Origin of the sequence: Streptomyces angustmyceticus, assembly GCF_019933235.1 — a bacterium.
Lineage (GTDB): Bacteria > Actinomycetota > Actinomycetes > Streptomycetales > Streptomycetaceae > Streptomyces > Streptomyces angustmyceticus.
The window spans coordinates 3,379,966-3,406,190 of record NZ_CP082945.1; the positions used below are offsets into that span (position 1 = coordinate 3,379,966).

The window sequence follows — 26,225 nt, forward strand, 5'->3', positions numbered from 1 at the left end:
GTCAGGCGTCGAAGTCGTACTCCAGCACGTAGGCGGACGAGTCGAGGATCATCTCGTTGACCTCGACCGTGCGCCCGTCGGCGGCACTGGCCGTCCGGCTGATGAGGACGACGGGCGTACCCGCCGGAAGGTGCAGACGGCGGGCCTCTTCCGGCGCCGGCATGCGCGACCGCACCTCCTCCCGGAAGCGGGCGGGCCCCGCGCCCAGCTCGGCGAGCCGGGCGTAGACGCCGCCCGGCCCGGTGTCCGGCTGCACGATCGCCGATCCCGCGACAAGGACAGCGGGGAGGAAGGAGACGGACAGCAACACCGGCTTGCCGTCGAGCACGAACCGGCGCCGCCGCACGATCACCGGGTCCCCGGGCGCCAGGCCGAGCTGCTCGGCGACGCTCTCGGTCGCCGGTTCCTCGTCGACCGTGACCTCGTCCACCACGAGGTCACGGCCCGGGACATCGGCCGACCAGACCGACCTCCCCTCGCCCCATTGCTCGCGGGCCAGGCGCGGGACCCCACGGCGCCGGATCGGCCGGAACGCCCGCACGAAGACCCCGGCACCCTTGCGGGCCTCGGCCAGCCCCTCCGAGGTGAGCACGCCGAGTGCCTGTCGCGCCGTCATCCGCGCGACGCCGTGCCGGTCCATCAGCTCGTTCTCCCCGGGCAGCCGGTCGCCGGGCCGGAACTCCCCCTCTGCGATCGCCCGCTTCAGAGCATCGGCGATCCGCCGGTACTTGGGCGACGAGTTCTCCTGTGCGGCCATGGCGACGCATCCCTCCTGGCGATCTCTAGACATCCTAGAGATCTGTTCGAGTGCCACGGCATCACCACCCATCCCAAGAGGCTCAACATCTCTAGAGAACTGAAGTCGACATGACGCCTCCTGCGCGTCCACGCCTGCTTCCCTGGTCGAGTCCGGAGGGGAAGCCCTGCTACCTGCTCTCCGAGGGGACGGCCCGGTCACCCGGCAAGCGGACGCCGTCGAGCGCGCCCAGCTCGCCTCCGCCGAGATCCTGCTGGGGCACGCCCGCGCTCTCCTCCGCGAGGACGGGGCCACCCCGCCCGAAGTGCGCTTTCTGGCCGGTTGCTTGACGGGGGCGCTCGGCGACACGCTGCGCATCTCGCGCAGCAGGGGCGACCGTCTCGGCTGTGGGCATCCGGAACCCGCGGAGGATGAACTCTCGTGGCACCACGCCGCGTTCCGGACGGGCGACGGCTGAGAGGCGCGCCCCCGCCCAGGCCCCTTGGCCGCTTCCGTACGTTTGCGCGGATCTGTGGCGGGTTAGTGTCGCGACATGGTGTCCGAGCGCAGTGCGGCCCCTGTGGGGGCCGAGGTTCTTGTGGCGTCCAATCGCGGGCCGGTCTCGTACGGCCTGGCGGAGGACGGCACGCTCACCGCCAAGCGGGGCGGGGGCGGGCTGGTGTCCGGGCTGTCGGCCATCGGGCCCGATGCTGACGCGGTGTGGGTGTGTGCCGCGCTCGGGGAGGGCGACCGGGAGGCCGTACGGCGGACGGGTGGTGCGCTGGATCCGGCCGACACCGGTGGACAGCGCGTCCGGATGCTGGACATTCCGGCCGAGGTGCAGGCCGCGGCCTACAACGGCATCGCGAACTCCGTGCTGTGGTTCGTCCACCACATGCTCTACCAGACCCCGCTGGAGCCGGCCTTCGACGCGGAGTTCCGGGACCGGTGGGCGGCGTACGAGTCCTACAACCGCGCCTTCGCCCGGGCGCTCGCCGACGAGGCGGCCGAGGGCGCGGCGGTGCTGGTGCAGGACTACCACCTGTCCCTGGTCCCGGGGGTGCTGCGGGAGCTGCGGCCGGACGTGCGGATCGCCCATTTCTCGCACACGCCGTGGGCGCCGCCGGAGTACTTCCGGATACTGCCGGACGACATCGCCGGGCAACTGCTGCGCGGCATGCTGGGCGCCGACCGGCTGGGGTTCCTCACCCACCGCTGGGCGGACGCGTTCCGCGCCTGCTGCGCGGAGGCGGTCGGCGGCATCGGCGACACCGTGATCGGTGTGCACGGGCTCGGGGCGGACGCCGGGTTCCTGCGGGAGCGGTCGGGGCGGCCGGACGTCGACGAACGCCTGGCCGCGCTGCGGGAGCAGATCGGCACGGCCCCCGACGGGACGCCGCGCCGGACCGTCGTCCGGGTGGACCGGACCGAGCTGTCGAAGAACATCGTGCGGGGGCTGCTCGCCTACCGGGAGCTGCTGGCGGACCGGCCGGAGTGGCGCGAGCGGGTGGTCCATCTCGCCTTCGCCTATCCCTCGCGCCAGGACCTGGCGGTCTACCGGGAGTACACGGCGGAGGTCGGCCGGCTGGCCGAGGAGATCAACGCCGAGTACGGCACGGACCGTTGGCAGCCGGTCGTCCTGCATGTGAAGGACGACTTCGCGCGCTCGCTGGCCGCGTACCGGCTGGCCGACGTGGCGCTGGTCAACCCGATCAGGGACGGCATGAACCTCGTCGCGAAGGAGATCCCGGTGATCTCCGAGCAGGGCTGTGCGCTGGTGCTCTCCCGGGAGGCCGGCGCCCACGAGGAGCTGGGCGACGCCGCCCTGACGGTCAATCCGTACGACATCGTCGGCACCGCGCGGGCGCTGGACGCGGCGCTGTCGATGGAGGCCGGGGAGCGCCGCGAACGCACGGCCCGGCTGGCCGCCGCCGCCACGGCGCTGCCGCCGGCGCAGTGGTTCCTGGACCAGTTGCAGGCTCTGAGGGAGACCACCCCCAAGCGAGCCACGTCCTGAGGACTCCTTGACGGCGGCCGGCGAGTCGCGGCGGGCCCGGCCCCTGTCGTCGGGTTCTAGACCTCCCGGCCCTCCCCCAGGTGATCGGCCAGGGCGGCGAGCAGGCCGACGACTCCGGTGGGGCCGTCGACCACCAGGTCGGCGCGGTCGGCGAGTTCGGTGACCTCGTTGCTGCCGCTGCACACCAGGACGCCGTGGAGGCCGTCGGAGCGGAGCTTCTCGACGGCGGCGAAGGCGGCCAGGTCGCCCAGGTCGTCACCGGCGTAGAGGACGGTGGTGGCGCCGGTCTCGCGGATCCAGTCGGCCAGGGCGACGCCCTTGTCCATGCCGGGCGGGCGGAGTTCCAGGACGAGGCGGCCCGGTTCGACGATCAGGCCGTGGCGTTCGGCGAGCGCCGTGAGCGGGCCGCGCAGCTGGTCGAAGGCGCCCTGGGGGTCGGTGGCGCGGCGGGTGTGGACGGCGATGGCGCGGCCGCCCTTGCGCTCGACGGCGGTCTCGACCCAGGTGCCGTGCCAGACGCCGGACGCGTCCAGGACGCCGGGGAGTTCGGCCTGTATGGCGGCGACGCCGGGGTGCGGGGCGGGTGCGTGGACGGTGCCGGTGGCGGCCTCCCAGCGCTCGGCGCCGTAGTGGCCGAGGACGGTGAGGTGGTCCAGGCCCGGTACGTCGGCGAAGCCGCCGAGGCGGACCGCGACGGTGGCCGGGCGGCCCGTGATCACCGCGGCGGCGCGCAGCCGCGGCACCAGGCGGCCGAGGGCGGCGACGGCGCCCTGATGGGCGCGGGCCTTCTCCGGGTCGGGGACGATGTCGGCGAGGGTGCCGTCGAAGTCGAGGGCGACGACGGTGCGTTCGGGGTGGGCCAGCAGCGCGGCGAGGCCGTCGCGGCCGGCGGGGGTACGCGGTGTCGGCAGGGGGCCGGGAGTCGGCTGGGAGTGCGGCGCGGCGTTCGGGGGGCTGCCCATGGCGCCGACCCTACCGGGGCGGGGCGGGCACCGGGGGTAGCTCCCGGCTATCGTCGGCGGGCGGTCCGCCGGGGCATCGGGGCGCGGCGGGCGCACACGTCGGCGGGGGCCCGGCGGGCGCACGCGTCAGCCGGACAGGGCGGGACGGGCTTCGCGCTCCGCCGCCGCGCATCTCACCGGCGGCCGCGGCGGGCGTCGCGGACGCGGCGCAGGCGGTTGATGGTGACCGGGTCGTGGGCGAGGGCGCGGGGGTCGTCCAGGAGGGCGTTGAGGAGCTGGTAGTAGCGGGTCGGGGAGATGCCCAGTTGCTCGCGGACGGCACGTTCCTTGGGGCCGGGGCCCGGCCAGGAGCGGCGTTCGACGGCGAGCACCGCCTCGTCGCGGGCGGACAGGCCGGCGGGGCTCTCGTCCGTACCGCTGCCGACGCCCGGACCCGCGGGGCTCTCGCCGGTGCCGGGGCCGCCGCCCGGACCTGCCGGGCCGCCCGTGCCCTCCGTACCGCTGCTCATCACGCTTCCACGATAAGCGCACGGTCGGACAGGGCCCGGCCGGCCACCGCCGGAGCGGGGCCGGCCGCCGGTCCGGGTGCCCGCGCCGCCTCCGTCATTCGCCGGTGTTGTCCGCCGCGTCCGCCGTGTTCTGGATGTCGGTGAGCACCCCGGCGGGGTTGCCCCTGGGGTCGACCGCGGCGCCCATCTTGGCCTTGACGGTCTTGGAGATGAGCGGCCAGGAGGTCTTGTTCGCCGGGTAGAACTCGGCGTTGGGGAGCTGCTTGAGGAAGCCGTGCAGCTTGGCGTAGGTGTCGTCGGCCTGCATCGCCTCGGAGGCGGAGGTGGTGACCGGCAGCAGGCCGTACTCGGCGGAGAACTTCTCGACGTTCTTGTCGCTGTAGACGAAGTCGAGGAACTTGCCGACCTGGGCGCGGTGGCCGCCCTGCTTGAAGGCCATCATCCAGTCGGCGACGCCCATGGTGTTCTTGGCCTTGCCGTTGGTGCCGGGCAGCTCGACGCTGCCGTAGTCGATGCCCTTGGCCCCGGCCTGCTTCATCAGGGTGGGGTGGCCGTTGAGCATGCCGACCTTGCCGTCGGCGAAGCCCTGGAAGGCCGCCGCCCGGTTCAGCTTGGCCGGGTCGGTGCCGGTCAGGCCCTTGGCGACGAGGTTCTTCTGGAGCCAGGTGAAGGTCTTGACGTTCTCCGGCGAGTCGATCGTGTACTTGCCGATGCTGTCGGTGTAGCCGCCGCCACCGCTGAGCATCCACTGCAGCGTCTCGGCCTGGGTCTCCTCCGGGCCCAGCGGCAGCGCGAACGGCATCGAGACGCCGTGCGCCTTCAGCAGCTCCGCGTCGTGGGCGATGTCGTCCCAGTCCTGCGGCGGGGAGGCGATGCCGGCCTGGGCGAAGAGCTTCTTGTTGTAGAAGAGCCGCCGGGTGCTGGCGCCGAAGGGCATGCCGTACTGGACGCGCTTGTACTCGCCGGCCTCCGCGAGGGAGGGGGTGAAGTCGGCCTGGACGGGGATGGAGAGCAGCTGGTCGGCGCTGTAGAGCTGGCCCTTGGCGGCGTAGTCGGCGTAGGCGCCGATCTGGGCGAGGTCGGGGGCGTGGCCGTCCTTGACCATGTCCTCGACCTTCTTGTCGACGTCCGTCCAGCTGTAGACGTCGACGTCGACCTTGATGCCGGGGTGCTTCTTCTCGAAGGCGCCGGCGAGTTCGTCCCAGTAGTGCTGGGAGCCGTTGGACTTGCTGTCGCCGTAGTCCGCCGCGACCAGTTTGAGAGTGACGTCGTCGCCGCTACCGGTGCCGCTGCCGCAGCCGGTAAGCGTCAGCGTCATGGTGGTGGCGATTGCCGCCGCCAGGCTCAAGTACCGCCGCTGCACCGCTGTTACCGCCCTTTTCCTGAAATCCGTGCTTGCCGGGTCGTGGACCCTGCCGTCTCAGGGGTCCCCCTCCAACGGCGTGAACAGCGGGTTTCCCCCGTGTCCCGTACCGAAGTGTCCCCCGCGCCCTTTACAAGGTCTACACCACCCCCCGGTTCGCGGAAGTACCGGGCCGCGGGCCGCGTCCCGCGCGCGGGCCGGGTCGTTCTCCGCGCGATCCCACCGGTGAGTGGACTAGACCTTTCTGGGCGGATCGCGCGAAACTGTTCCCGTGAGACACGTCATCGCGCTCGATGTGGGCGGCACCGGAATGAAAGCCGCCCTCGTAGGGGTGGACACGGCGCCTTCCGGCGAGGCGTCCGCCGGTCCGCCCGTCCTGCTGCACGAGGCACGCCGCCCCACCGGCCGCGAGCGGGGCCCCGACGCGGTGGTCGAGGCCGTCCTCGGCTTCGCCGCCGAGCTGCGCGACCTCGGCGCGGCACGCTACGGCGCCCCCGCCGCGGCGGCCGGCGTCGCGGTCCCCGGGATCGTCGACGAGGACACCGGCACCGCCGTCTACGCCGCGAACCTCGGCTGGCGGGACGTACCGATGCGGGCGCTGCTGTCCGAGCGGCTCGGCGGGGTGCCGGTCGCCCTGGGCCACGACGTCCGGGCCGGCGGCCTGGCCGAGGGCCGGATCGGCGCCGGCCGGGACGCCGACCGGTTCCTGTTCGTGCCGCTGGGCACGGGCATCGCGGGCGCCATCGGCATCGGCGGCCGGATCGAGGCCGGGGCGCACGGCAGCGCGGGAGAGATCGGCCACATCGTCGTACGGCCCGGGGGGCGCGCCTGCGGCTGCGGCCGGCGCGGCTGCCTGGAGACGGTGGCCTCGGCCGCCGCGGTCGGCCGGGACTGGGCGGCGGTCTGCGGGGACCCGCGGGCCGGTGCGGCGGACGCGGCCAAGGCCGTGGAGTCCGGCGACGAACGGGCCCGCGCCGTGTGGCAGAACGCCGTGGACGCCCTCGCCGACGGCCTGGTCACCGGCCTCACCCTGCTCGACCCGCGGACGCTGATCATCGGCGGCGGGCTCGCCGAGGCGGGCGACACGCTGTTCACACCTCTGCGGGAAGCGGTCCGCCGCCGCGTTACGTTCCAGCGGCTCCCCTCGATCGTTCCGGCGGCCCTGGGGGACGCCGCCGGGTGCCTGGGCGCAGGACTGCTCGCCTGGGATCTTCTCTCCACGGAGGTAACCGCCTGATGGCACAGCAACAGTCCGCGCAGCGGTCCCCGGCCCCCGGACGCACCGTCCTGACCGGTGCCCGGATCGCCCGGCCCTCCGGTGTCGTCGAGCGCGGCCGGATCACCGTCGAGGACGGCCGGATCGGCGATGTCCTCAGCCGTGACCTGGACGTGGAGGAGGCGGCGGCCGGCCGCGTCGTGGACCTGACGGGCCACCTCGTCGTGCCCGGCTTCGTCGACATGCACGTGCACGGCGGGGGCGGCGGCTCGTTCTCGTCCGCCGACCCCGAGGAGTGCATGACGGCGGTCGAGACCCACCGCAGGCACGGCACCACCTCCCTGCTGGCCTCCACCGTCACCGGCGAACTCACCGACCTCGCCCGGCAGGCCGCGGTGCTCGCCGAGCTGGTCCAGCAGGGCGAGCTGGCCGGCATCCACTTCGAGGGCCCGTTCATCTCCGCCCACCGCTGCGGCGCCCACCAGCCGGAACTGCTGCGCGACCCGGACCCGGCCGACGTGCGCAAGCTCCTCGGCGCCGCCCACGGCAGCGCCTCGATGATGACCCTCGCGCCCGAACTGCCCGGCGGCCTGGAGTCCGTACGGCTGCTCGCCGACGCCGGAGTGATCGCCGCCGTCGGGCACACCGACTCCGACTACGACGCCACCCGCCGGGCCATCGACGCCGGCGCCACCGTCGCCACCCACCTCTTCAACGCGATGCCCGCGCTCGGCCATCGCGCGCCCGGCCCCGTCGCCGCGCTCCTGGAGGACGAGCGGATCACCGTCGAGCTCATCAACGACGGCACCCATCTGCACCCCGCCGTCCTGCAGCTGGCGTTCCGTGAGGCCGGCGCCGGGCGCGTCGCGTTCATCACCGACGCCATGGGCGCGGCCGGCATGAGCGACGGGATGTACCCGCTCGGCCCGATGCGGGTCGAGGTCAAGGACGGCGTCGCACGGATCAGCGAGGGCCCCACGGCCGGTTCCATCGCCGGCTCCACCCTCACCCTGGACCGGGCCTTCCGGCGCGCGGTCACCGTCGACGGCCTGACGGTCGAACAGGCCGTCGACGCGCTTTCGGCCACCCCGGCCCGCCTCCTGGGCATCGACGGCCGGACCGGCTCGCTGCAGACCGGCAAGGACGCCGACCTGGTGGTGCTGGACGCGGCGTACGAGGTGGCGGGGGTCATGCGCCGGGGCGAGTGGGTGGTGCGCCCGGCGGGCGCCTGACGCTCCATGAGGCGGCGGGCAACCGCGCGGCCCCCTCCGCGCCGGCCACCGGGCGTCCGGTGGCGGGTCCGGGTCTGGGCCAATCACCACCGGCGATGGCATGATCGCTCGCGCACTTGTCCGTATGCCACCGCCGTGCGCGGTTGCCCGACGCCCGGCCGCCCGGCCATGTCTGCCCGGAGGGGCGACCATGATCCTCACGGTCACGCTGAACGCCGCCCTGGACATCACCTACCGCGTCCCCCGGCTCCGTCCCCACGCCACGAACCGGGTCACCGAGGTGTCCGAACGCCCCGGTGGCAAGGGCCTGAACGTCGCCCGGGTGCTGGCCGCCCTCGGCCACCGCACGGTCGCCACCGGCTTCGCGGGCGGCGGCACCGGCGCGGCGCTGCGCGCCCTGCTCGCGGAGACCGAGGTCACCGACGCGCTGGTGCCGGTCGGCGGCGCCACCCGCCGCACCGTCGCCGTCGCGGACGCGGGCAGCGGCGACACCACCCAGCTCAACGAGCCGGGCCCGACCGTCTCCCCCGCCGAATGGGACACCTTCCTCGGCACCTACCGCGAACTGCTGGGCGGGGCACGGGCGGTGGCGCTGTGCGGCAGTCTGCCGCCGGGCGTCCCGGTCGACGTCTACGCCCGGCTCACCCGGGCCGCGCGCAGCGCCGGCGTCCCGGTCCTGCTGGACACCAGCGGCGAACCGCTGCGCCGCGGCCTCGCCGCCCGCCCCGACCTCGCCAAGCCCAACGCCGACGAACTCGCCGCCCTCACCGGCAGCACCGAGCCGTTGCGCGCCGCCCGCGACGCCCGGCGCCGCGGCGCCCACGCGGTGGCCGCCTCGCTCGGCCCGGACGGCATGCTCGCGGTGACCGCCGACGGCGCCTGGCAGGCCGCCCCGCCGCGGCGGATCGCCGGCAACCCGACCGGCGCCGGTGATTCCGCGGTCGCCGGTCTGCTGTCCGGGCTGGTGGAGGGGCTGTCCTGGCCGGACCGGCTGACCCGCGCGGTGGCGCTGTCCGCGGCGACCGTACGGGCCCCGGCGGCGGGCGAGTTCGACGCGGCGACCTACGAAGAGCTGCTGGCGGGCGTGGCGGTGACGGAGCACCCGGCGGCTGCGTGAGCCGGACCCGCTCCGGCGGCGCCGCCCCGGCACGGCCGGAGCGGCGGGGGCGGGCCGCGGCCCGAGGCCGGGCGTCAGCTCCTGGCCAGCCACACCTTGTCGAGGTTCACGTCGCACTGGTTCCCGCGCTCGCAGGACAGCTTGACGGTGTTGGTGCCCTTGTTGAGCTGGACGTACGACCAGGTCTTGGTCCAGCCCTTGTCCCAGGCGCCTTCCGGGGCGCCCGCGAAGTTCTCCATGTTGATCGGCCGGCTGTCCGCCGTGCCGTTCACGTTCAGGGTGAGGTTGGCGTCCTTGCCGGGCACGCCGTAGCCGACCCAGAGCTTGTACTTGCCGGGGGCGTCGACGTCCACCGTCCAGGTGGCCGCCGCACCGGGGGTGTTCATGCCGCCCACGTACGTCCCGTTGGACGAGCGCGCGCCCGGGACGTCCTTGACCGTGGTCGCCCCTCCGTCGAGGCGCAGGCTGCCCGCTTCCTCCTTGGGCAGCTTGCCGGGCTTGGGCTTGCCGGCCGGCTTGTCGGTGGGCTTGACCGTGTCACCGGCCGCCGGTCCCTGCTTGCCCGCGGTGTCCTGCCCGTCCTTGCCGTTGGTGAGCATCGCGACGCCGATGCCTATGCACACCACCGCGACCACCGCGACGGCGCCGATCAGCAGGCCGTTGCGGCCGCGGCGCGGCTCGGGACCGGCGTTGCCCTGGCCCCCCGCGGAGCGCGCCCGGTCCCCGCCGGGCAGTGTCTCCGGCGCGGCGTAGTGGGCGTTCTGCTGCCCGTAGGTGACCTGCTGCGGGGCCTGCTGCCCGTACTGGCGCTGGCCGACCGCCCGCACCTGGTTGTAGGAGGTACGCGGGACACCCGGCTGCCGCCCGGCCGGACCGCCGCCCGACGGGCCCGATGCGCCGCCCTCGCCGCCTTCCGAGCGGTAGAGATAGCCGAACGGGTCGTCGTTCTCCGGCGTGTCCGCGCCGTTGTTGCCGGCCGTCATTCCGTGTCACTCCCAAGCGATCTGTGCGCGTCTGTACGCGTCTTCCCGCGTGCGCGGTCGTTCTTTGCGCGAATGTCTTTCGGGCCCCCGGCGGCGCCGCGCCGCATCGGCGCAGCCTACCCTCTCCGCGCTCCCACACACCGGCCCCGGAGGGCCACAAGATCGCTACGGAACGGTGAACGGCTGGTGTGGAGGCCGCGCCGCGCCCGGTGTGAGATACGCGGCACCGGGCCCGGCCGGCCCGCGGCTCAGCCCGCCGCCCGCCGGCCCGCCTTCGAGCGGGAGCGCTTCTCGACGTACATCCGCTGGTCGGCCGACTCCAGCACCTCCTCGGCCGTCATCCCGCAGCTCGCCCAGCCGATGCCGAAGCTGGCGCCCACCCGGACCGCGCGGCCCTCCACCCGGATCGGCGGGATGATCGCGTTGCGCAGCCGGACCGCGAGGTCCTGGGCGTCGGCGGTGCCGAGGCCGTCGGCGAGCACCACGAACTCGTCGCCGCCGAGCCGGGCGACCGTGTCGCCGTCGCGGACGCCGCTGGTCAGCCGCCGGGCGACCTCGATCAGCACCGCGTCGCCGGTGTTGTGCCCGAAGCGGTCGTTGATCGACTTGAAGCCGTCGAGGTCGCAGAAGAGGACCGCGAGCCCCTTGGAGCCGTCGTCGGCCGGCCCGTCCGCGGGGGCGACGAGGTGGACATGGTGGTCGAACGGGGCCGGGGGCCCGCCCTCGAAGCCGTCGAGCCCGTCGAACGGTTCCTGGCTGTCCGGCCGGAAGCCGTGCGGATCGTGGGGGTCGGTGTGCAGGACGGCCGAGGAGGCGTAGGCGTCCGCCATCGAGCCGGGCGTGCGGGAGCACAGCCGGGCACCGAGCCGGGCCCGCAGTTCGGCGCTGTTGGGCAGCCCGGTCAGCGAGTCGTGGCTGGCGCGGTGCGCGAGCTGCAGCTCGTGCCGCTTGCGCTCCTCGATGTCCTCGACGTGGGTGAGCAGGAAGCGGGGGCCGTCGGCGGTGTCCGCGACGACGGAGTTGCGCAGCGAGACCCACACGTAGGTGCCGTCCCGGCGGGCCAGCCGCAGCTCGGCGCGGCCGCCCTCGGCGGAGGTGCGCAGCAGCGTGCCGATGTCCTCGGGGTGGACCAGGTCGGAGAAGGAGTAGCGGCGCATCCCGGATGCGGGGCGGCCCAGCAGCCGGCACAGCGCGTCATTGGTCCGTAGCAGCCGCCCGTGCTGGTCACCGCCCATTTCGGCCACGGCCATCCCGCTCGGCGCGTACTCGAAGGCCTGCCGGAAGCTCTCCTCGCTGGCCCGCAGCGCCTGCTGCTCGCGCTCCAGCCGGACCAGCGCGCGCTGCATGTTCGCCCGCAGCCGGGCGTTGCTGATCGCGATGGCGGACTGGAAGGCGTACATCTGCAGGGCCTCCTGGCCCCAGGGGCCCGGCCGCCGGCCGTTGCGCGGCCGGTCGACGGAGATCACGCCGAGGAGTTCGCCGCCGCCGTTGGCCGCGGTGTACATGGGCGCGAAGAGGCGGTCCATGGGGTGCCACTCGTCGGGGAAGCGGGGCGTGGGCCCGGCCGTGTGCCACTGCGGCACGTCGTCGTCGTCGAGCACCCAGCCCTCGGTGTGCGGGATGAAGATCAGGTCGCCCCAGCGCTCGCCCATGGCCAGCCGGCGGTCCCAGGAGGTGCGCGAGCCGGCCCGTCCGGCCATCAGCGCCTCGGCACCCGCGCTGCCGGCGACCGCGGCGACCACGAGATCGCCGTCGGGGCGGACGAGATTGACCGCGGCCAGCTCGTAGCCGAGCCCGGTGATCGCGCCGTCCGCGACCGTCTGCAAGGTGTCCGCGAGGCTACGCGCGGTGTTCAGCTCGGCGACCACTTGGTGCAGCTGCCGCAGGGTGGCAAGACGGACGTATGGCTCCGACTCGGTCTCCATCGTTCGCTCTCCCTGAGACCTCGACAGCAAACTCCACGATTCTTTGTCGTCCGATTCCTCGCTCACTGAATCACAGTGAGCTGTTCACTCGGTACACAGGGTCAACAATTAGCGCCTGCTGTGACTCAAGTCACAAACCCCGAGAGAGGTTTGGCGATCTCCCATCAAGCCAACCACGGGGGCGCGCCTTCACTCTTTCTACACTTCCTGAACGCAAATTTCCGAGCGTTCCGGACTTCCGTCGTCAGACCTAGGACGCAGGTGGTCCCCGGGCCCGATGCGGGCCGGGGGACGACGAAGTTAGCGTTTGTGGCGTGTTCACGAAAAGCCCTGCCGACGCGGCTGCCCCCGGGACCGCCGCTCCGTCCACTGTCGCCCTCGCCTCCGTGCCGGGCGGCACACCCATCCCGCATTCTGTGGGGGTGAGTGACGACGAGTTCCGTGCCGCCCTGTCCCGCCTCGCCGCCGGCGTGGTGCTGATCACCGCCCACGATCCGGAGGACGGGCCGCAGGGCGAGGACGTCGGGATGACCGCCACGGCGTTCCTGTCGGTGTCCCTCGACCCGCCGCTCGTGATGGTGAGCGTTCGCAACGACTCACGGATGGACGACCTGCTGGAGCTGCAGCCGCTCTGGGCCGTGTCGGTCCTCTCGGGGCACCAGCGGCAGATTGCCGGACGATTCGCGATGAAGGGGCGCATCAGCGACCGGCTTCTCTTCGCGGACATTCCGTTCGTACGGGGCGAAGCATCCGGCGCCCCGCTCATCGGCGGGGCGCTCGCGACCCTGGAGTGCCGCACCGAGCAGCGGGTGGTGGCCGGCGACCACACGCTCGTCATCGCCCGCGTCCTGACCTCGTCGGTCCCCGTCGAGGACGACGAACCGCTGACGTACTTCCGCGGGAAGTACCGGCAGTTGGGCTGAGGGGGCGGAAACCGGGGCCCGGAAGGGGGCCGAGCCGGGCTGCCGGGGCGCTGAGGGGGCCTAGCGGGGCGGCCTTGAGCGGGTGGCCGGGGATGCCGGGGCGGCCCTTGAGGGGCCCGGGCGGGGCGGCATTGAGCGGGCGGGTCAGCCCCAGTCGCGGCCCGAGCGGCCGCGCTTGGTCTCGCCGCGCTGCTTCTTCTCGCGCAGCCGCCGTTCGTTGATACCCCGTGGGATCCGCGACTTGCGGCGCGGCTTGGGCGGTGGCGCGGTGGCCTCGGCGAGCAGCGAGGCCAGCCGGACGGCGGCGGTCTCGCGGTTGCGCCACTGGGAACGGTGCTCCGAGGCCCGTACGGACAGCACGCCGTCGACCAGCCGGCCCGCCAGCCGCTCCAGGGCGCGCTCCTTCCACACGGGCGGCAGCGCCTGCGTCCCGGCGAGGTCGAAGCGCAGCTCGACCTGGCTGTCGCTGGTGTTGACGTGCTGGCCGCCCGGCCCCGAGGAGCGCGAGAAACGCCAGACCAGCTCGGCCTCGGGTAGGACGACCGAACCGCGGATGACATGGGGTCCGGACATGCGTCCTATGATCTCGCGCGCCACGGGACCCGTCACCCGCTTTTCCTGGTCCATCGCGGCAGATCCGCCATCAGGATTCGGCAAAGAAAGTAAAGAGACCTGGAACCTCTCGATGCCCCGATGGCGTTGTGGAGGGTGACGGTAGCTTCGTCCGCAGTACGGAGCCCGACGCTTCGACGAGTCGACAAGGAAAGGGACATCCCATGGCTGTAAGCCTGTCCAAGGGCGGCAACGTCTCCCTCACCAAGGAGGCCCCGGGCCTGACCGCCGTCACGGTCGGCCTCGGCTGGGACGTCCGGACCACCACCGGCACGGACTTCGACCTCGACGCGAGCGCCATCGCGGTCAACGGCAACGGCAAGGTCTACTCCGACCAGCACTTCGTCTTCTTCAACAACAAGGCGACGCCGGACCAGTCGATCGTGCACACCGGTGACAACGTCACCGGCCAGGGCGAGGGCGACGACGAGCAGATCAACGTCAACCTGGCGGCGCTGCCGGCCGACATCGACAAGATCGTCTTCCCGGTCTCGATCTACGACGCCGAGAACCGCAGCCAGAACTTCGGCCAGGTGCGCAACGCCTTCATCCGCATCGTCAACCAGGCCGGCGGCACCGAGATCGCCCGCTACGACCTCAGCGAGGACGCGGCCACCGAGACGGCCATGGTCTTCGGCGAGCTGTACCGCAACGGCGCGGAGTGGAAGTTCCGCGCGGTCGGCCAGGGTTACGCGTCGGGCCTCGTCGGCATCGCCCAGGACTTCGGCGTCAACGTCTGAGCCACACCGCCCCGCCCGGCACGACCGGGCAGGCGCAACCGAGGGCCGGTTCCCCATGGGGGGCCGGCCCTCGGCGCGTTCGGAGGGGGCGCCGGGAGAAGCGGGCCGGGGGCGCGGGTGAGGTGGGGCGCGGCGGGGCCCGTACGGCCCCGCTCAGGCGACCGCGTCCTCCGGTGCCTCGGGGGGCGTGGCGTGTACCGCCACCTCGTCGAGCGAGAGGCCCAGCGCGCCGGCCAGCGCGGCGACCGTGAAGAACGCCGGGGTCGGCGCCCGGCCGGTCTCGATCTTCCGCAGCGTCTCGGCGGAGAGTCCCGCCGCCGCGGCGACCTCGACCATGCTCCGCTCGCCGCGCGCCCTGCGCAGCAGCACGCCGAGCCGCTCACCGCGTTCGCGTTCCCAAGGGGTCAGTGGAGTGCGCACCATGCCCGTGATACTAATACCGGTAAACAAATACCGGTAAAGAAATACCGTCTGCTGCTGCCGTCGCCCCCGTGCCCTGCGGTGCGGTGCCGCGCGGTGCGGCCGACGGTGAGAGGGAGGTCGGACCATGGTGGAGCTCAAGACGGACGCGGCACTGGACGCGATGCGGGTGGCGGGCCGGGTCGTCGCCGACGCGCTGGCGGCGGCGCGGGCGGCGGCCGCCCCGGGCGTGCGGCTGCTGGAGCTGGACGAGGTCGCCCGTACGGTCCTGCGCGAGGCCGGCGCGGAGTCGCCGTTCCTCGGCTACCGCCCGTCCTTCGCCCCCACCCCGTTCCCCGCCGTCCTCTGCGTCTCCGTCAACGACGCGATCGTGCACGGCATCCCGGACTCCTCCCGGCTGCGCGACGGCGACCTGGTGAGCATCGACTGCGGCGCCCTCGTGGACGGCTGGGCCGGGGACGCCGCCCTCAGCTTCACGGTCGGCACCGCGAGCGCCGAGGACCAGCGGCTGATGGACACCACCCGGCAGGCGCTGGAGGCGGGCATCGCGGCGGCCGTGGTCGGCGCCCGGATCGGCGACATCTCCCATGCGATCGGCAGCGTCGGACGCGCGGCCGGCTACGGCATCCCCCGCGACTTCGGCGGTCACGGCATCGGCCGCCAGATGCACGAGGACCCGTCGGTCCCCAACGACGGCCGCCCCCACCGCGGCTTCGTCCTGCGCCACGGCCTGGTCCTCGCCATCGAGCCGATGTTCCTGGCCGGCGGCAACGACGCCTACGGCGAGGACGGCGACGGCTGGACCCTGCGCACCACGGACGCCTCCCGCGCCGCCCACTTCGAACACACCGTGGCAGTGACCGACGAGGGCCCGCGCGTCCTGACGACGACGTAGACGTAACGGGGCGGCGGGGTGGAGGGGCGGCCACGGAGGAGGCGGGGCGGCCGCGCTGAACGCAGACGTCCGGGAGCGGGTGTCGGGCGTCGGGGCGGGCGGGTGTGGCGATGGCCGGGTACGAGACCAGGAGTGGGCGGACGTGGCGGTGGCCGGGTACGGGCCCAGGGGTGGGCGGACGTGGCGGCCGGCGGGGGTGAGCGTCAGGTGGGCGTCGGGGTGCCGGGGTGGCGTGACACCATCGGGGCGTGATCGACCTCGGCTACTCCCTCTCCCGCCGCTTCCCGGATCCGCCGCAGACGGACTACCGGACCGCGGACGTGCGCGCGCTGCGCCACGACCTCTTCTGCGGCGACGTCTACCTCGCCGACACGAAGACGGACCGCGAGCTGTCCACGGCCTGGGGCTGGGTGCCGGTCCTCGACTTCGCCTGGGCGCTGTGCGACATCGTCGAGCAGCTCGACACCGACCCCCGCGGCAACCGCTCCGCCCGCCCGGTCCACGCCGAGCTGGACTTCACCGAATCCGCGGACCGGATCTTCTTCGAGCGCCGCTTCGGGTGGGTGGACGTGGACGCCGACTGGATGCCGGCCGACGAGGCCCCGCTGACCTTCAACCACGCCGCGCTGCGCCGCGAGGCCCGCGACTTCCTGCACGACCTGATCGCCGACCTCACCGACATGCACGACGGGCTCGGCGACAACCCGGCCATCTGGGACCTCCAGGCCCGCTTCCCCCGGGTCTGAGCGCCCGCGGGCCGGCGCCTCACTCCACCCGTACCCCTATCTGCGCCGCGAACGCCGGGGCCAGATCGAGCAGTTGGGACGCGCTGATCACCGCGCCCGACAGCCGGTCGATCCCCCGGGCGACATCCACCGCGGCCGCCCCCCGCAGGTCGACGTCTTTCATCCGCGCCTCGGAGAAGTCCACCCGCGCCAGGGTGCAGTCGTCGAAGGTCACCCGCTCCAGCTGCGCGCCCGCGAAGTCCGCCTCGACCAGCACGCACCCCTCGAAGGCGACGTCGCGCAGCCTGGCCTCCCGCAGGTTCGGGAAGTCGATCTTCCCGCCGCGCACCACGACGCGCTCCAGCACCGCACCGTGCAGCTGGGTCCCGCCGAGCCGGGCGTCCGAGAGCTCCACATCGCGCAGTGACGCCTGGGAGAGGTCCGTGCCGACCCCGCGCACTGCGCTCAGCACACTGTCGATGATCCGCGCCCGGCTGAGCACTGTCTCGTCGAGCGTGCAGCGCCGTACCGCGCAGTCCATGAAGCGGGCGCCGCGTGCCGACTGCCCGGCCCAGTCGGCGTCCGCGAACTCCAGCCCGTCGTAGTCCCCCTCGGTCTCCAGCTCGCCGCCGTCCCAGGCCGCCAGCTCCGGCAGGCGCACCTCCGGCCGCCGCACCGCCCGCACCGTCCCCTTGCCGCGCCCCGCCACGCGATCACCGCCTTCCGTGCTGTCCGCGCCGTACGTGCCGGTCGTCCCTGCCGGTCCGTGCCCGCACACCCCATCGTGGACCACGCCACTGACAATGCGGCCTGACCTGCGCAGACGCCGGGTGCAGGGACGGCGGGACGGGAGGGACAACGGCCTCGTCGGCCGCAGCGGCGGCGGCCACGGCCGGGGCCGGGGCCGGGGCACGGCCGGGCCCGGAACACGACCGGGGCCCACACCGCACCCCGACCCCGAACACGCCCGCCGAGCCCCAACCCCTACCGCTACCGCACCACCGCCATCTCCCGTGCCGTCTCGTTCAGCCGGCGGCCGCCCGACTCCGTGCAGGTCACGATGTCCTCGATGCGGACCCCGAACCGCCCCGGCAGATAGATCCCCGGCTCGATCGAGAAGCACATCCCCGGTACCAGCGGCAGATGCTCGCCCTCCACCAGGTAGGGCGGTTCGTGCGTGGTGACCCCGATGCCGTGCCCGGTGCGGTGGATGAAGTACTCGCCGTACCCGGCCGCCTTGATGATCTTCCTGGCCACCCGGTCGACGTCCTGGCACGCGACGCCGGGCCGTACCGCCTCGAACGCCGCCTGCTGCGCCTCCCGCACGATGTCGTGCACCTTGCGCTCCTCGGCGCCCGGCCGCCCGACGTGCACGGTGCGCGAGGTGTCCGACCCGTACCCGTCCTTGAGGCCGCCGAAGTCGAGCACGACCATGTCGCCGTCCTCGATGACCCGCTCCCCGGCCTCGTGGTGCGGGTTCGCGCCGTTGGGGCCCGACCCGACGACCGTGAAGTCCACCTGGCTGTGCCCGTGCTCGATCAGCAGCCGCGCCAGGTCCGCCGCCACGTCGGACTCCCGCCGGCCGGCGAAGCGCACCCGCAGGATCTCCTCGTACGTGGCGTCCGCCGCGGCGCCGGCCGCGGCCAGCCGCGCCACCTCATGGGCGTCCTTGACGGCGCGCAGCATCGGCAGCGACTCCGACAGCGCGGTGTAGGCGGTCCCCGGGAGCGACCGCTGCAGCCCCAGCAGGTGCAGCGCCCAGGTCGCGTCGGACACCCCGTAACGCCCCTGCGGGTCCACCCACTTGGCGACCTCCGCGTACGGCTCCGAGCCGTCGGTCCAGCCCGCCACCTCCATCACCGGGGCCCCGGGCGAGCACTCCGCGTCCGGGTACTCCAATACGGGCACCAGCAGCCGCGAGCGCCGCCCCGGCTCGATCACCAGGGCGGTCAGCCGCTCGGTGTCCGCGGGCGGCCGGTAGCCGCACAGCCACACCAGATCCGGCCCCGGCGTCACGATCAGCCCGGCCAGCCCGGCATCGGCGGCGGCCCGGCCCGCCCGCTCCATCCGGCGCTCGTAGTCCTCATGCGTCATCGAAGTCACCATGCCGGTGAACTTACGCCCGCGCTCCCCTCCCGTCCCGTCAAAAATCCTCTCCCGAGGGCCTCTTCACCCCACCAGTGCACCGCGCCCCCGTTCACCTTTGCGGCGGCCTCGCCCCCGGGGTCCTCGCCCGGTCCTTCAGGCCCCGCCCCTCCGCACCTCGATGGCCAGCGCCGGGCAGCGCGCCGCGGCGTCCTCCACCGAGGCGTGCAGCGCGTCCGGCGGGCCGGCGTCGAGGAGCACGACGATGCCGTCGGCCTCCCGCTGGTCGAAGACCTCCGCGGCGGCCAGCACACACTGACCGGCACCGACACACCTCTCCTCGTCGACGATGACCTTCATGGGGTTCCTCTCTCGTGCGGGTGTTCTTCCGTGGACGCTCGCGCGCGGGTTCGGGGGCGAGGCGGCGGCCCGGGCCGGCGGGCCGACGCCGGCCGGGCCCGCCGCCTACCAGGTCACGGGCAGTTCGTGGACGCCGTAGATGAGCATGTCGTCGCGCATCGGCACCTTCTCCGCCGGTACGGCCAGGCGCAGGCCGGGGAACCGGTCGAGGAGGGCGGAGAGCGCGGCCTTCATCTCCACCCGGGCCAGTTGCTGGCCGATGCACTGGTGGATGCCGTGCCCGAAGGCCAGGTGCGGGCTGTACGGCCGCCGCACGTCCAGCCGGTCGGGGTCGCCGGAGAACCGCTCGGCGTCACGGTTCCCCGAGGTCACCGAGGCGAGCACCGTGCTGCCGGCCTCGATCAGGTGGCCGCCCAGCTCCACGTCCTCCAGCGCCACCCGCCGCAAACCGAACTGAATGATCGTCAAGTAGCGGAGCAGCTCCTCGACGGCGTTGTCCATCAGCGAGGGGTCCGCGCGCAGCGCCGCCAACTGGCCGGGGTTGCCCAGCAGGCACATGGTGCCCAACGCGATCATGTTCGCCGTCGTCTCGTGCCCCGCGAGCAGCAACAGCGCCCCGACTCCGGCCACTTCCTCGTCGGTGAGCCGGCCGTCCTGCATCAGACCGCTGAGGATGTCGTCGGTGGGGGCGACGCGCTTGGCGAGGGCCAGTTCGTGGATGTACCGGTGCATCGCCAGGTGGGCCTGCCGCGCCTCCTCCTGGGTCGCGTCGAGCCGGAGCATGGCGCTGGAGTCCCGCTGGAAGTCCGCACGGTCGGCGTACGGCACCCCGAGCAGCTCGCAGATCACCAGCGAGGGGACGGGCAGGGCGAAGTCCCGGACGAGGTCGGCCGGCCCGCCGGCGGACGCCATCGCGTCCAGCTGCTCGGCGACGATCCGCTCCACGGCCGGGGTCAGCTGCCGCATCCGGCGCACCGTGAACTGGCCGGTGAGCAGCCGGCGGATCCGGGTGTGCTCCGGCGGGTCCATCATGAGGAACATCCCCGGCGGAGGCGGCGGCAGCGGCGTGTCGGCGGGCGCGGGCGAACCGAGCCGCGCCGGGCGGCGGTTCGCGCCGAACCGCGGGTCGGCCAGTACGGCCCGTACGTCCTCGTGCCTGGTGACCAGCCAGCCGGTCGCGCCGTCCGGGAAGGTCACCGGGGCGATCGGGTCCTGTTCACGCAGCGTCCGGTACTCCTCCGGCGGGTCGAAGGGGCAGGTCCGGACGGTGGGCTGGGGCCTGGGCGCGGGACGGGGGGCGTCGGTGGCGGGCCGGGCTCCGGTGGCGGGGCAGGCACCCGTGGTGGGGCGGAGGTCGGTGCCGGGCCGGGTGTCGGCGCCGGGCGGGGTGTCGTTCATCGAACGGTCCTTTCCATGACGGTGCATTCGGCGACGGTCGCTTCCGTGACGGTCGTCTCCGCGGCGGTCGTCTCCGCGGCGGTCGCTTCCATGGGGCGGGGGGACGGATCGGCGCTCGTCCCGGCCCGCGCGGGGCGGGCGGCGGGGCAGCGGTGCGTACCGAGGGCGCGCCGGTGGACGCGCCAGCCCAGGAGTGCGCCGAGCCCGAAGACGAGCGGCCCGAAGACATCGACCGAGCCGAGGGCGACGGCCTGGCCGGACAGGTACAGCGGGATCTGGACGGACAGCATCAGGGCGTTTCCCGTGAAGAGCACCAGGCTGCCCCTGGCGAAGGCCCGTCGGCGCACCGCGCAGCGGCGCCATGCGGTCCCCTCGCCCGTGAACAGCCCCGCCATCACGCCCAGCGGCGGCCACCCGAGGAGGATCAGCACGGGCGCCGCCACGGCCGTCGCGCAGTGCAGCAGCAGGTGCGGGAGGAAGAAGGTGGTCGCGTCTCCGGTGCGGGCGGCCAGCGCGCCCTGGACGCAGACGAAGCCGAGGACTCCCAGCGCGCGCCGTACCGATTCCCCGCGCACCACCCGGTGGACGAAGACCCCGGCCCCGGCGGTGAGGGCGAGCGCCAGCGCGACGGCGAGCCGGTGCGTGACGGCGAAGGTCAGGGTGAACCCGAAGACGGGCACGAGGTCGGTCACGGTGCCGCGCAGCCGGCTGCGCACGGCGGCCGGGACACGATCCGCGTCGTCTTCGTGAACTGCGGCACGGTCCACGGGCTCTCCAGGCTTCTTCTCGGCGGTCGGTGCTCTTCCCGGTCTCGTGGCTCAAGAGAAACCGGCCTCCCTGACCCGTCCCGGTCGGGAACCTGACCGTTGCCTGACGGCCGCCGCGGCCCCGGGGACCGTGGGCCGCCCCGGGGAACCGGCGGCCGGGGCGGCTCGTTGTGGTCGCAGACTCCATGACCCGATTGGTGCCTGCCATGCCCTCCGCCTCGCCGACGAGCGGCGCACCGTTGCCCCGGGGGACCGGGCAACGGCTGCTCGTCGTGGACGACGACCCGCGGACCGCGGAACTGCTGGAGACCACCCTGAGCCTCGCGGGCTACGCCGTGACGACGGCGGGCGGCGGCGCCGAGGCCCTGCGCGCGTACGAGACGCGGCCCCCGGACCTGCTGGTGCTGGACGTCATGCTGCCCGACACCGACGGCTTCACGGTCTGCCGCCGGCTGATCGGCCAGGGGGCGCGGCTGCCGGTGCTGTTCCTGACCGCGCGGGACTCCGTCGAGGACCGGGTGACGGGCTTCGCCATGGGCGCGGACGACTACCTCACCAAGCCGTTCAGCCTCCCCGAACTCCTCGCCAGGGTGCACGCCTTGCTGCGGCGGGCGGGCCGGTCCGCCGAGGAGAGCCCGGTGCTGCGCTTCGCCGACCTGACCGTCGACGAGGGCAGCAGGCGGGTGCGGCGCGGGGACCGGCTGATCGCGCTGTCGCCGACCGAGTACGCGCTCCTGCGCTACCTGCTGATCAACGCCGACCAGGTGATGTCGAAGGAACAGATCATGGACCACGTGTGGCAGCACCGCTTCGGCGCGGGCGTCGTCGAGAAGCTGGTGTCCCGGCTGCGGGCCAAGGTGGACGCCCACTCCCCCGCCCTGATCCACACGATGCGCGGTTTCGGCTACAGCCTGCGGCTCCCCGGAAGCGGCTGAGATGGCCGGCACCCGGCGCGGCTCCCTGCGGGCCCGGCTGACGGCCGGGGTCGTCCTGCTCGCGGCCGGGGGCATGGTGGCCGTCAACGCGGTGTCGCTGATCGGGCTGCGCCTCAACCTCGTCGACGCCGCCGACGCCACGCTCGCCAAGGCCCGCGCCACCGTGCAGCACCGGGTGCGCGACCGCGCCGCCCCGGTCGACGGGGCCGGCCTCGACTCCCTGGTTCCCGACGGCTTCTACGTCGCGCTGGTCGACGACCGCGGCCGGGTGGTCGCCCAGACATCGGCACGGGACCTCAGCGGCCGGCGCCGCGCCCGCCCCGACCTGCCGGCACCGGTCCCCGACGGGTTCGCCGACCGGCCCCGCACCCTGCCGGCGCGGGGCGCGCCCGTCCCGCGCTACCGCACCAGGACCTTCCGCCTCAACCGGCCCGCCACGATCCGCCCGGCCCGCGGCGCACCGCCCCGGCGCTTCGAGCGGGTCGTGGTCGCCAAGAGCCTGCAGCCGGCGGACGACGTCGTGTACTGGCTGATCGGCGCGGACACCGCCGCCACCCTGGCCGCCCTCGGCGGCATCGTGCTGCTCAGCCGCGGCGTCCTGCGCGTGGGCCTGCGGCCGTTGCGCGAGATGGCCGCCACCGCCACGGCCGTCGCCGACGGCGCCATCGACCAGCGCATCGAGGTCGCCGGCCACCACTCCGAAGTGGGCGAGGTCGCCACCGCCCTCAACCGCGCGTTCGACGAACGGCAGCGGTCCGAGGAACAGCTACGGCAGTTCGTGGCCAACGCCTCGCACGAGCTGCGCACCCCGCTGACCACGATCCGCGGCTGGGCCCAGCTCCATCTGCACGGCCTGGCCCAGGACCCCGCACTCGTCGAACGGGCGATGGAACGCATCGAGGGCGAGGCGGCCCGGATGCACGCCACGGTCGAGGAGTTGCTGCTGCTCGCCCGGCTCGACCAGGGCCGCCCGCTCGACGACGCCCCGGTGAACCTCGGCGCGCTGGCCGACGACGCCGCCGCCGATGCCCGGGTCCGCGACCCCGGCGCGCCGGTCACCGTCGAGGTGCGGGGCGAGGTCTTCGCCGCCGGCGACGAGGACCGGCTCCGGCAGGTCCTGCAGAACCTCCTGGGCAACGCCCTGCGCCACACCCCGCCGGGCACCCCGATAGCCGTCACGGCACGCGCCCTCCCGGACGGCACCGCGGAACTCACGGTCTCCGACGAGGGCCCCGGCATGTCCCCCCGGACCGCGGCCCGCGTCTTCGAACGCTTCTACCGCGGCGAGGAGGCCCGCGCCCCGGCCGCCGGCGGCACGGGCCTCGGCCTGAGCATCGTCAAGTCGATCACCGAGGCCCACGGCGGCACGGTCACCGTCCGCACCGCACCGGGCGAGGGCAGCACGTTCACGGTCCGGCTGCCTGCGGCGCGTTGAACGGGCGTGGCGCGACTTGCTCTGCGTCGGCCGCGTCCCTCGCCGCGTCAGCCGTGCCCCCGCCCAAGAGCTCTAGCCCTCGCCCTCGCCCTCGCCCCGGTCGACGTACCGCTGAAGCACATCGCACGTGTGCTGGAACTCCTCCATCAGCCGGGTGGACTCGACGACCAGCACCCCGTACGGGAGCGCCGGGTCGGCGAGCGGCAGTTCGGCGCGCTCGGCCTCCCCGGTCACCTGGCGGCACCGTTCCTGGGCCGTGTCGGCCAGCCCGCACAACTCCCGCGCCTGGTCGTGCAGGCGGTCCTCGTCGAGCGTGCCGAGGACCTGTGTGATGTCGCCGACGGCCGCCAGGAAGTCGGCGTAGCGCCCGATGAAGTCCCGGCGGGCGGAGCTCTCGTCCCCCTCCCGCCACTTGTCCAGGCTCCGGGTGAGCGACGCCACCTGGTACGACGCCCGCTCCAGCGCCTCCAGCACCGCGCCGTACCCCTCGAAGGAGGTGTGCCGCTCCTGGTACCGGCGCAGGAGCCGGCGCGGGTTGTAGTAGAGGCTCTCCTCGGCGGTCCGCAGCCCCGACCTGGCCTGCGAGATCAGCTTCTCGGTCTGTGCGGCCCGCGACCGCCAGTGCTTGCTGCGCCCCTCGTCGAACCCGCCCTCCCGCAGCGCCGGATGCATGTCGCCGACCAGGTCGCACAGTTCGTGGGCGAGCGTGCGGATGCCGTGCTCGGCGCTGCGGTAGCGCATCGGCGGCACCACCGCCACATTCACGATGACGCCCACCCCGCAGCCGATCAGCACCAGCAGAATGATCTGCCCGAGCTGGGTGACCTTGTCGAGGCCCGAGGCGGCCGAGATGTACGTCGAGAAGGCGAAGAACGCCGCCGTGACGACCTGGGACCCCTGCGACCCGAGCGCCGGCCACCGCCCGATGACCAGCGCGACCAGCGCCACCAGCACGAACGTCAGCAGATCGGGGCCGACCAGGAACCCCAGTGCGGCCTGCACCGCCACACCCGACACCACGGCGCCCACATAACGCAGCGACTGCAGCAGCGACTGGTAGACGGTCACCTGCATGATCAGTACGGCGGAGAACGGTGCGAACGCCGGCGACTGGGCCTGCAGCAGGTCGTACGAGATCACCCAGGCCACCGTCGCGGCCAGGGTGCTCTTGCCGATCAGGAGCAGGGTGTCGCGCTCATGGCCCGGCGTCCCCCACGCCCGCTGCCACCACTGGCGCACCCGCGCGAGCCGCCCCTGATCCGCGGGCCGCTCCCGCCGCCCGTCATCCTCGGCCATCCACCTGCTCCCTTCGTCCCGGCCACGGCGTCCCCTCGGCCGGGGCCGTCGGGCCGTCCAGGCCCGGTACCCGCCGTTTCCCCGGGCATCCGCGCCACGGCCCCGGTGTGTTCCGGCTGACACGGCGCGCGGCCGCCGGAACGGGCCGGGCGCGCGTGCTGAACCCGCCCGTCGGCACCGTCCGGCCGGGCCGGGGACCGGAGCGACCGCGCCGTCTCCGGGGCGAGGAAGCGGACGAGCGCCCTCCTTCCGGCGCGTGGCCGCCCTGTACAGTCGGCACGCCACGCCGCCCGGCCTGCCGGTTTCGCGGCATTTCTCACCCTCGCGCGAAACGGTGACCGCCCATGACCAGCACCCAGGACCAGACGCCACACGCCGCCGGAGCCGGGGCGGCCGCCCCCTCCGCGGACGCCCGTATCCAGCGCCTGCGCCGCCGTCTGGAACGGCTGATCGGCATCGCCGCGACCGAGGGCAACGCCCTGGTGCCGCTGCGGAACGGTGACGAGATCTTCCCGGCGATGCTGGAGGCCATCGGCAGTGCCCGGCACACCGTGGACCTGATGACCTTCGTGTACTGGCGCGGTGACATAGCCCGGCAGTTCGCCGAGGCCCTGTCCGAGCGGGCCCGCGCGGGGGTACGGGTGCGCCTCCTCCTGGACGGCTTCGGCAGCCGGCTGATCGAGAAGGACCAGCTGGAGACGATGGAGCGGTCCGGTGTCCAGGTGACCTGGTTCCGCAGACCGCTCGCCCTCTCCCCGTTCAAGCAGAATCACCGCTGCCACCGCAAGGTGCTCGTCGTCGACGAGCAGACGGCGTTCACCGGCGGCGTGGGCATAGCCGAGGAATGGTGCGGCGACGCCCGCGACGCGAACGAATGGCGCGACACCCACGTCCAGGTCCGCGGCCCCGCGGTGGACGGCATCGCCGCGGCGTTCGCCCAGAACTGGGCGGAGTGCCATGAAGAACTCTTCGACGCCCGGGACCGGTTCGTGGCGCACCGCCCGCACGGCGACGCGATCGTGCAGGTGGTCCGCGGGTCGGCCAGCTTCGGGTGGCAGGACATGCAGACCCTGATCCGGGTCGTGCTGGAGTCCGCCGAGGAGCGGGTCCGCCTCGCCACCGCCTACTTCGCACCCGACGCCTACTTCGTCGAGCTGCTGTGCGCGGCCGCCCGGCGCGGGGTGCGGGTCGAGATCCTGCTGCCGGGGCCGCACACCGACAAGCGCGTCTGCCAGCTCGCCGGCCAGCAGCACTACGAGGCGCTGACGGCCTGCGGCGTCCGGGTCTTCGAGTACCAGCCGACGATGATGCACGCCAAGGTCATCACCGCCGACGGGGTCGCCTCCCTGATCGGCTCCACCAACCTCAACCGGCGCTCCCTCGACCACGACGAAGAGGTCATGCTCGCCGTCCTGGACGAGGGCTTCACCGCCACCCTCGACCGTCACTTCGAGGAGGACCTGAAGGTCAGCGAACAGATCGAGGCGGACCGCTGGAAGAGACGCGCGGTGGTGCAGCGGATCCGCGAAGCGGCCGTGCTGCCGATCCGGCGCTTCCTGTGACACCCGTGCCGT

25 protein-coding genes are annotated in these 26,225 nt (G+C 73.7%); 11 read left to right on the forward strand and 14 right to left on the reverse strand.

The genetic code is table 11. The features are described from left to right. Nucleotide 1: 1 nt before the first annotated feature. Nucleotides 2-757: a GntR family transcriptional regulator gene (locus tag K7396_RS15100; protein ID WP_086721749.1), complete on the reverse strand. Its 756-nt coding sequence runs from the start codon at nt 755-757 to the stop codon at nt 2-4. A 532-nt stretch (nt 758-1,289) separates the two neighbouring features. On the opposite strand from K7396_RS15100, the gene K7396_RS15110 reads away from it, so the two are divergent. After that, nucleotides 1,290-2,753: an alpha,alpha-trehalose-phosphate synthase (UDP-forming) gene (locus tag K7396_RS15110; RefSeq protein ID WP_086721750.1), complete on the forward strand. Its 1,464-nt coding sequence runs from the start codon at nt 1,290-1,292 to the stop codon at nt 2,751-2,753. A gap of 56 nt (nt 2,754-2,809) precedes the next feature. On the opposite strand, the gene otsB is transcribed toward K7396_RS15110, so the two are convergent. The 3 genes from otsB to K7396_RS15125 all read right to left on the reverse strand — a co-directional run bounded on the left by otsB (nt 2,810) and on the right by K7396_RS15125 (nt 5,587). Beyond that, nucleotides 2,810-3,715: a trehalose-phosphatase gene (gene otsB, locus K7396_RS15115; RefSeq protein WP_086721751.1), complete on the reverse strand. Its 906-nt coding sequence runs from the start codon at nt 3,713-3,715 to the stop codon at nt 2,810-2,812. Between the two features lie 173 nt (nt 3,716-3,888). Beyond that, complete coding sequence (locus K7396_RS15120; protein WP_308686907.1) at nt 3,889-4,224, reverse strand: DUF3263 domain-containing protein; 336 nt, start codon at nt 4,222-4,224, stop codon at nt 3,889-3,891. A gap of 94 nt (nt 4,225-4,318) precedes the next feature. After that, nucleotides 4,319-5,587, reverse strand: a complete 1,269-nt coding sequence (locus K7396_RS15125; RefSeq protein ID WP_086719099.1) for an ABC transporter substrate-binding protein — start codon at nt 5,585-5,587, stop codon at nt 4,319-4,321. 271 nt (nt 5,588-5,858) lie between these two features. Here K7396_RS15125 and K7396_RS15130 point away from each other — a divergent pair, with 271 nt between their 5' ends. The 3 genes from K7396_RS15130 (at nt 5,859) to pfkB (ending at nt 9,152) form a co-directional block, all read left to right on the forward strand. Then, complete coding sequence (locus K7396_RS15130) at nt 5,859-6,824, forward strand: ROK family protein (RefSeq protein ID WP_086719100.1); 966 nt, start codon at nt 5,859-5,861, stop codon at nt 6,822-6,824. Further along, on the forward strand, nt 6,824-8,035 hold the full coding sequence (gene nagA, locus K7396_RS15135) for an N-acetylglucosamine-6-phosphate deacetylase (protein WP_086719101.1): 1,212 nt from the start codon (nt 6,824-6,826) through the stop codon (nt 8,033-8,035). The genes K7396_RS15130 and nagA overlap by 1 nt, the downstream gene beginning before the upstream one ends. Before the next feature lie 190 nt (nt 8,036-8,225). After that, nucleotides 8,226-9,152, forward strand: coding sequence for a 1-phosphofructokinase (pfkB, locus tag K7396_RS15140; protein ID WP_086719102.1), 927 nt, complete (start codon nt 8,226-8,228; stop codon nt 9,150-9,152). A 74-nt stretch (nt 9,153-9,226) separates the two neighbouring features. Here the strand turns inward: pfkB and K7396_RS15145 are convergent, their stop codons facing one another. Further along, the gene (locus K7396_RS15145) at nt 9,227-10,135 is read right to left on the reverse strand and encodes a CBM35 domain-containing protein (protein ID WP_086719103.1); all 909 of its coding nucleotides are present in this window, start codon (nt 10,133-10,135) and stop codon (nt 9,227-9,229) included. Nucleotides 10,136-10,383: 248 nt separating this feature from the next. Next, nucleotides 10,384-12,060, reverse strand: a complete 1,677-nt coding sequence (gene cdgB / locus K7396_RS15150; protein WP_086719104.1) for a diguanylate cyclase CdgB — start codon at nt 12,058-12,060, stop codon at nt 10,384-10,386. Between the two features lie 422 nt (nt 12,061-12,482). On the opposite strand from cdgB, the gene K7396_RS15155 reads away from it, so the two are divergent. Then, nucleotides 12,483-12,983: a flavin reductase family protein gene (locus tag K7396_RS15155; RefSeq protein WP_366419175.1), complete on the forward strand. Its 501-nt coding sequence runs from the start codon at nt 12,483-12,485 to the stop codon at nt 12,981-12,983. Nucleotides 12,984-13,127: 144 nt separating this feature from the next. On the opposite strand, the gene arfB is transcribed toward K7396_RS15155, so the two are convergent. Continuing rightward, nucleotides 13,128-13,556, reverse strand: a complete 429-nt coding sequence (gene arfB, locus K7396_RS15160; RefSeq protein WP_152104736.1) for an alternative ribosome rescue aminoacyl-tRNA hydrolase ArfB — start codon at nt 13,554-13,556, stop codon at nt 13,128-13,130. Between the two features lie 203 nt (nt 13,557-13,759). Here arfB and K7396_RS15165 point away from each other — a divergent pair, with 203 nt between their 5' ends. After that, nucleotides 13,760-14,335, forward strand: coding sequence for a TerD family protein (locus tag K7396_RS15165; RefSeq protein ID WP_006603875.1), 576 nt, complete (start codon nt 13,760-13,762; stop codon nt 14,333-14,335). 153 nt (nt 14,336-14,488) lie between these two features. On the opposite strand, the gene K7396_RS15170 is transcribed toward K7396_RS15165, so the two are convergent. Next, the gene (locus K7396_RS15170) at nt 14,489-14,758 is read right to left on the reverse strand and encodes a helix-turn-helix domain-containing protein (RefSeq protein WP_152104737.1); all 270 of its coding nucleotides are present in this window, start codon (nt 14,756-14,758) and stop codon (nt 14,489-14,491) included. 124 nt (nt 14,759-14,882) lie between these two features. On the opposite strand from K7396_RS15170, the gene map reads away from it, so the two are divergent. Both map and K7396_RS15180 read left to right on the forward strand, forming a co-directional pair. Then, nucleotides 14,883-15,650: a type I methionyl aminopeptidase gene (gene map / locus K7396_RS15175; RefSeq protein ID WP_152104738.1), complete on the forward strand. Its 768-nt coding sequence runs from the start codon at nt 14,883-14,885 to the stop codon at nt 15,648-15,650. A 248-nt stretch (nt 15,651-15,898) separates the two neighbouring features. Further along, complete coding sequence (locus tag K7396_RS15180; protein WP_152104739.1) at nt 15,899-16,396, forward strand: hypothetical protein; 498 nt, start codon at nt 15,899-15,901, stop codon at nt 16,394-16,396. Between the two features lie 19 nt (nt 16,397-16,415). On the opposite strand, the gene K7396_RS15185 is transcribed toward K7396_RS15180, so the two are convergent. The 5 genes from K7396_RS15185 to K7396_RS15205 form a co-directional block, all read right to left on the reverse strand. Further along, nucleotides 16,416-17,060, reverse strand: a complete 645-nt coding sequence (locus K7396_RS15185; protein ID WP_152104760.1) for a pentapeptide repeat-containing protein — start codon at nt 17,058-17,060, stop codon at nt 16,416-16,418. Nucleotides 17,061-17,365: 305 nt separating this feature from the next. After that, on the reverse strand, nt 17,366-18,469 hold the full coding sequence (locus K7396_RS15190; RefSeq protein WP_152104740.1) for an aminopeptidase P family protein: 1,104 nt from the start codon (nt 18,467-18,469) through the stop codon (nt 17,366-17,368). A gap of 147 nt (nt 18,470-18,616) precedes the next feature. Continuing rightward, nucleotides 18,617-18,820 (reverse strand): ferredoxin, encoded by a 204-nt coding sequence (locus K7396_RS15195; protein WP_152104741.1) that lies wholly within the window; start codon nt 18,818-18,820, stop codon nt 18,617-18,619. Between the two features lie 105 nt (nt 18,821-18,925). Then, the gene (locus K7396_RS15200) at nt 18,926-20,218 is read right to left on the reverse strand and encodes a cytochrome P450 (RefSeq protein WP_152104742.1); all 1,293 of its coding nucleotides are present in this window, start codon (nt 20,216-20,218) and stop codon (nt 18,926-18,928) included. Further along, on the reverse strand, nt 20,215-20,985 hold the full coding sequence (locus K7396_RS15205) for a DUF3159 domain-containing protein (RefSeq protein ID WP_152104743.1): 771 nt from the start codon (nt 20,983-20,985) through the stop codon (nt 20,215-20,217). The genes K7396_RS15200 and K7396_RS15205 overlap by 4 nt, the downstream gene beginning before the upstream one ends. A gap of 206 nt (nt 20,986-21,191) precedes the next feature. On the opposite strand from K7396_RS15205, the gene K7396_RS15210 reads away from it, so the two are divergent. Both K7396_RS15210 and K7396_RS15215 read left to right on the forward strand, forming a co-directional pair. Next, nucleotides 21,192-21,920, forward strand: coding sequence for a response regulator transcription factor (locus K7396_RS15210; protein ID WP_167392736.1), 729 nt, complete (start codon nt 21,192-21,194; stop codon nt 21,918-21,920). 1 nt (nt 21,921) lies between these two features. Beyond that, nucleotides 21,922-23,355 (forward strand): sensor histidine kinase, encoded by a 1,434-nt coding sequence (locus K7396_RS15215; protein ID WP_086717067.1) that lies wholly within the window; start codon nt 21,922-21,924, stop codon nt 23,353-23,355. Nucleotides 23,356-23,427: 72 nt separating this feature from the next. On the opposite strand, the gene K7396_RS15220 is transcribed toward K7396_RS15215, so the two are convergent. Then, nucleotides 23,428-24,651 carry an aromatic acid exporter family protein gene (locus K7396_RS15220; protein WP_086717066.1) on the reverse strand — a complete coding sequence of 408 codons (1,224 nt, stop codon included), beginning with the start codon at nt 24,649-24,651 and terminating at the stop codon, nt 23,428-23,430. A 344-nt stretch (nt 24,652-24,995) separates the two neighbouring features. Between K7396_RS15220 and K7396_RS15225 the strand changes: the two genes are divergently transcribed. Next, on the forward strand, nt 24,996-26,213 hold the full coding sequence (locus K7396_RS15225; protein WP_086717065.1) for a phospholipase D-like domain-containing protein: 1,218 nt from the start codon (nt 24,996-24,998) through the stop codon (nt 26,211-26,213). Nucleotides 26,214-26,225 lie beyond the last annotated feature (12 nt).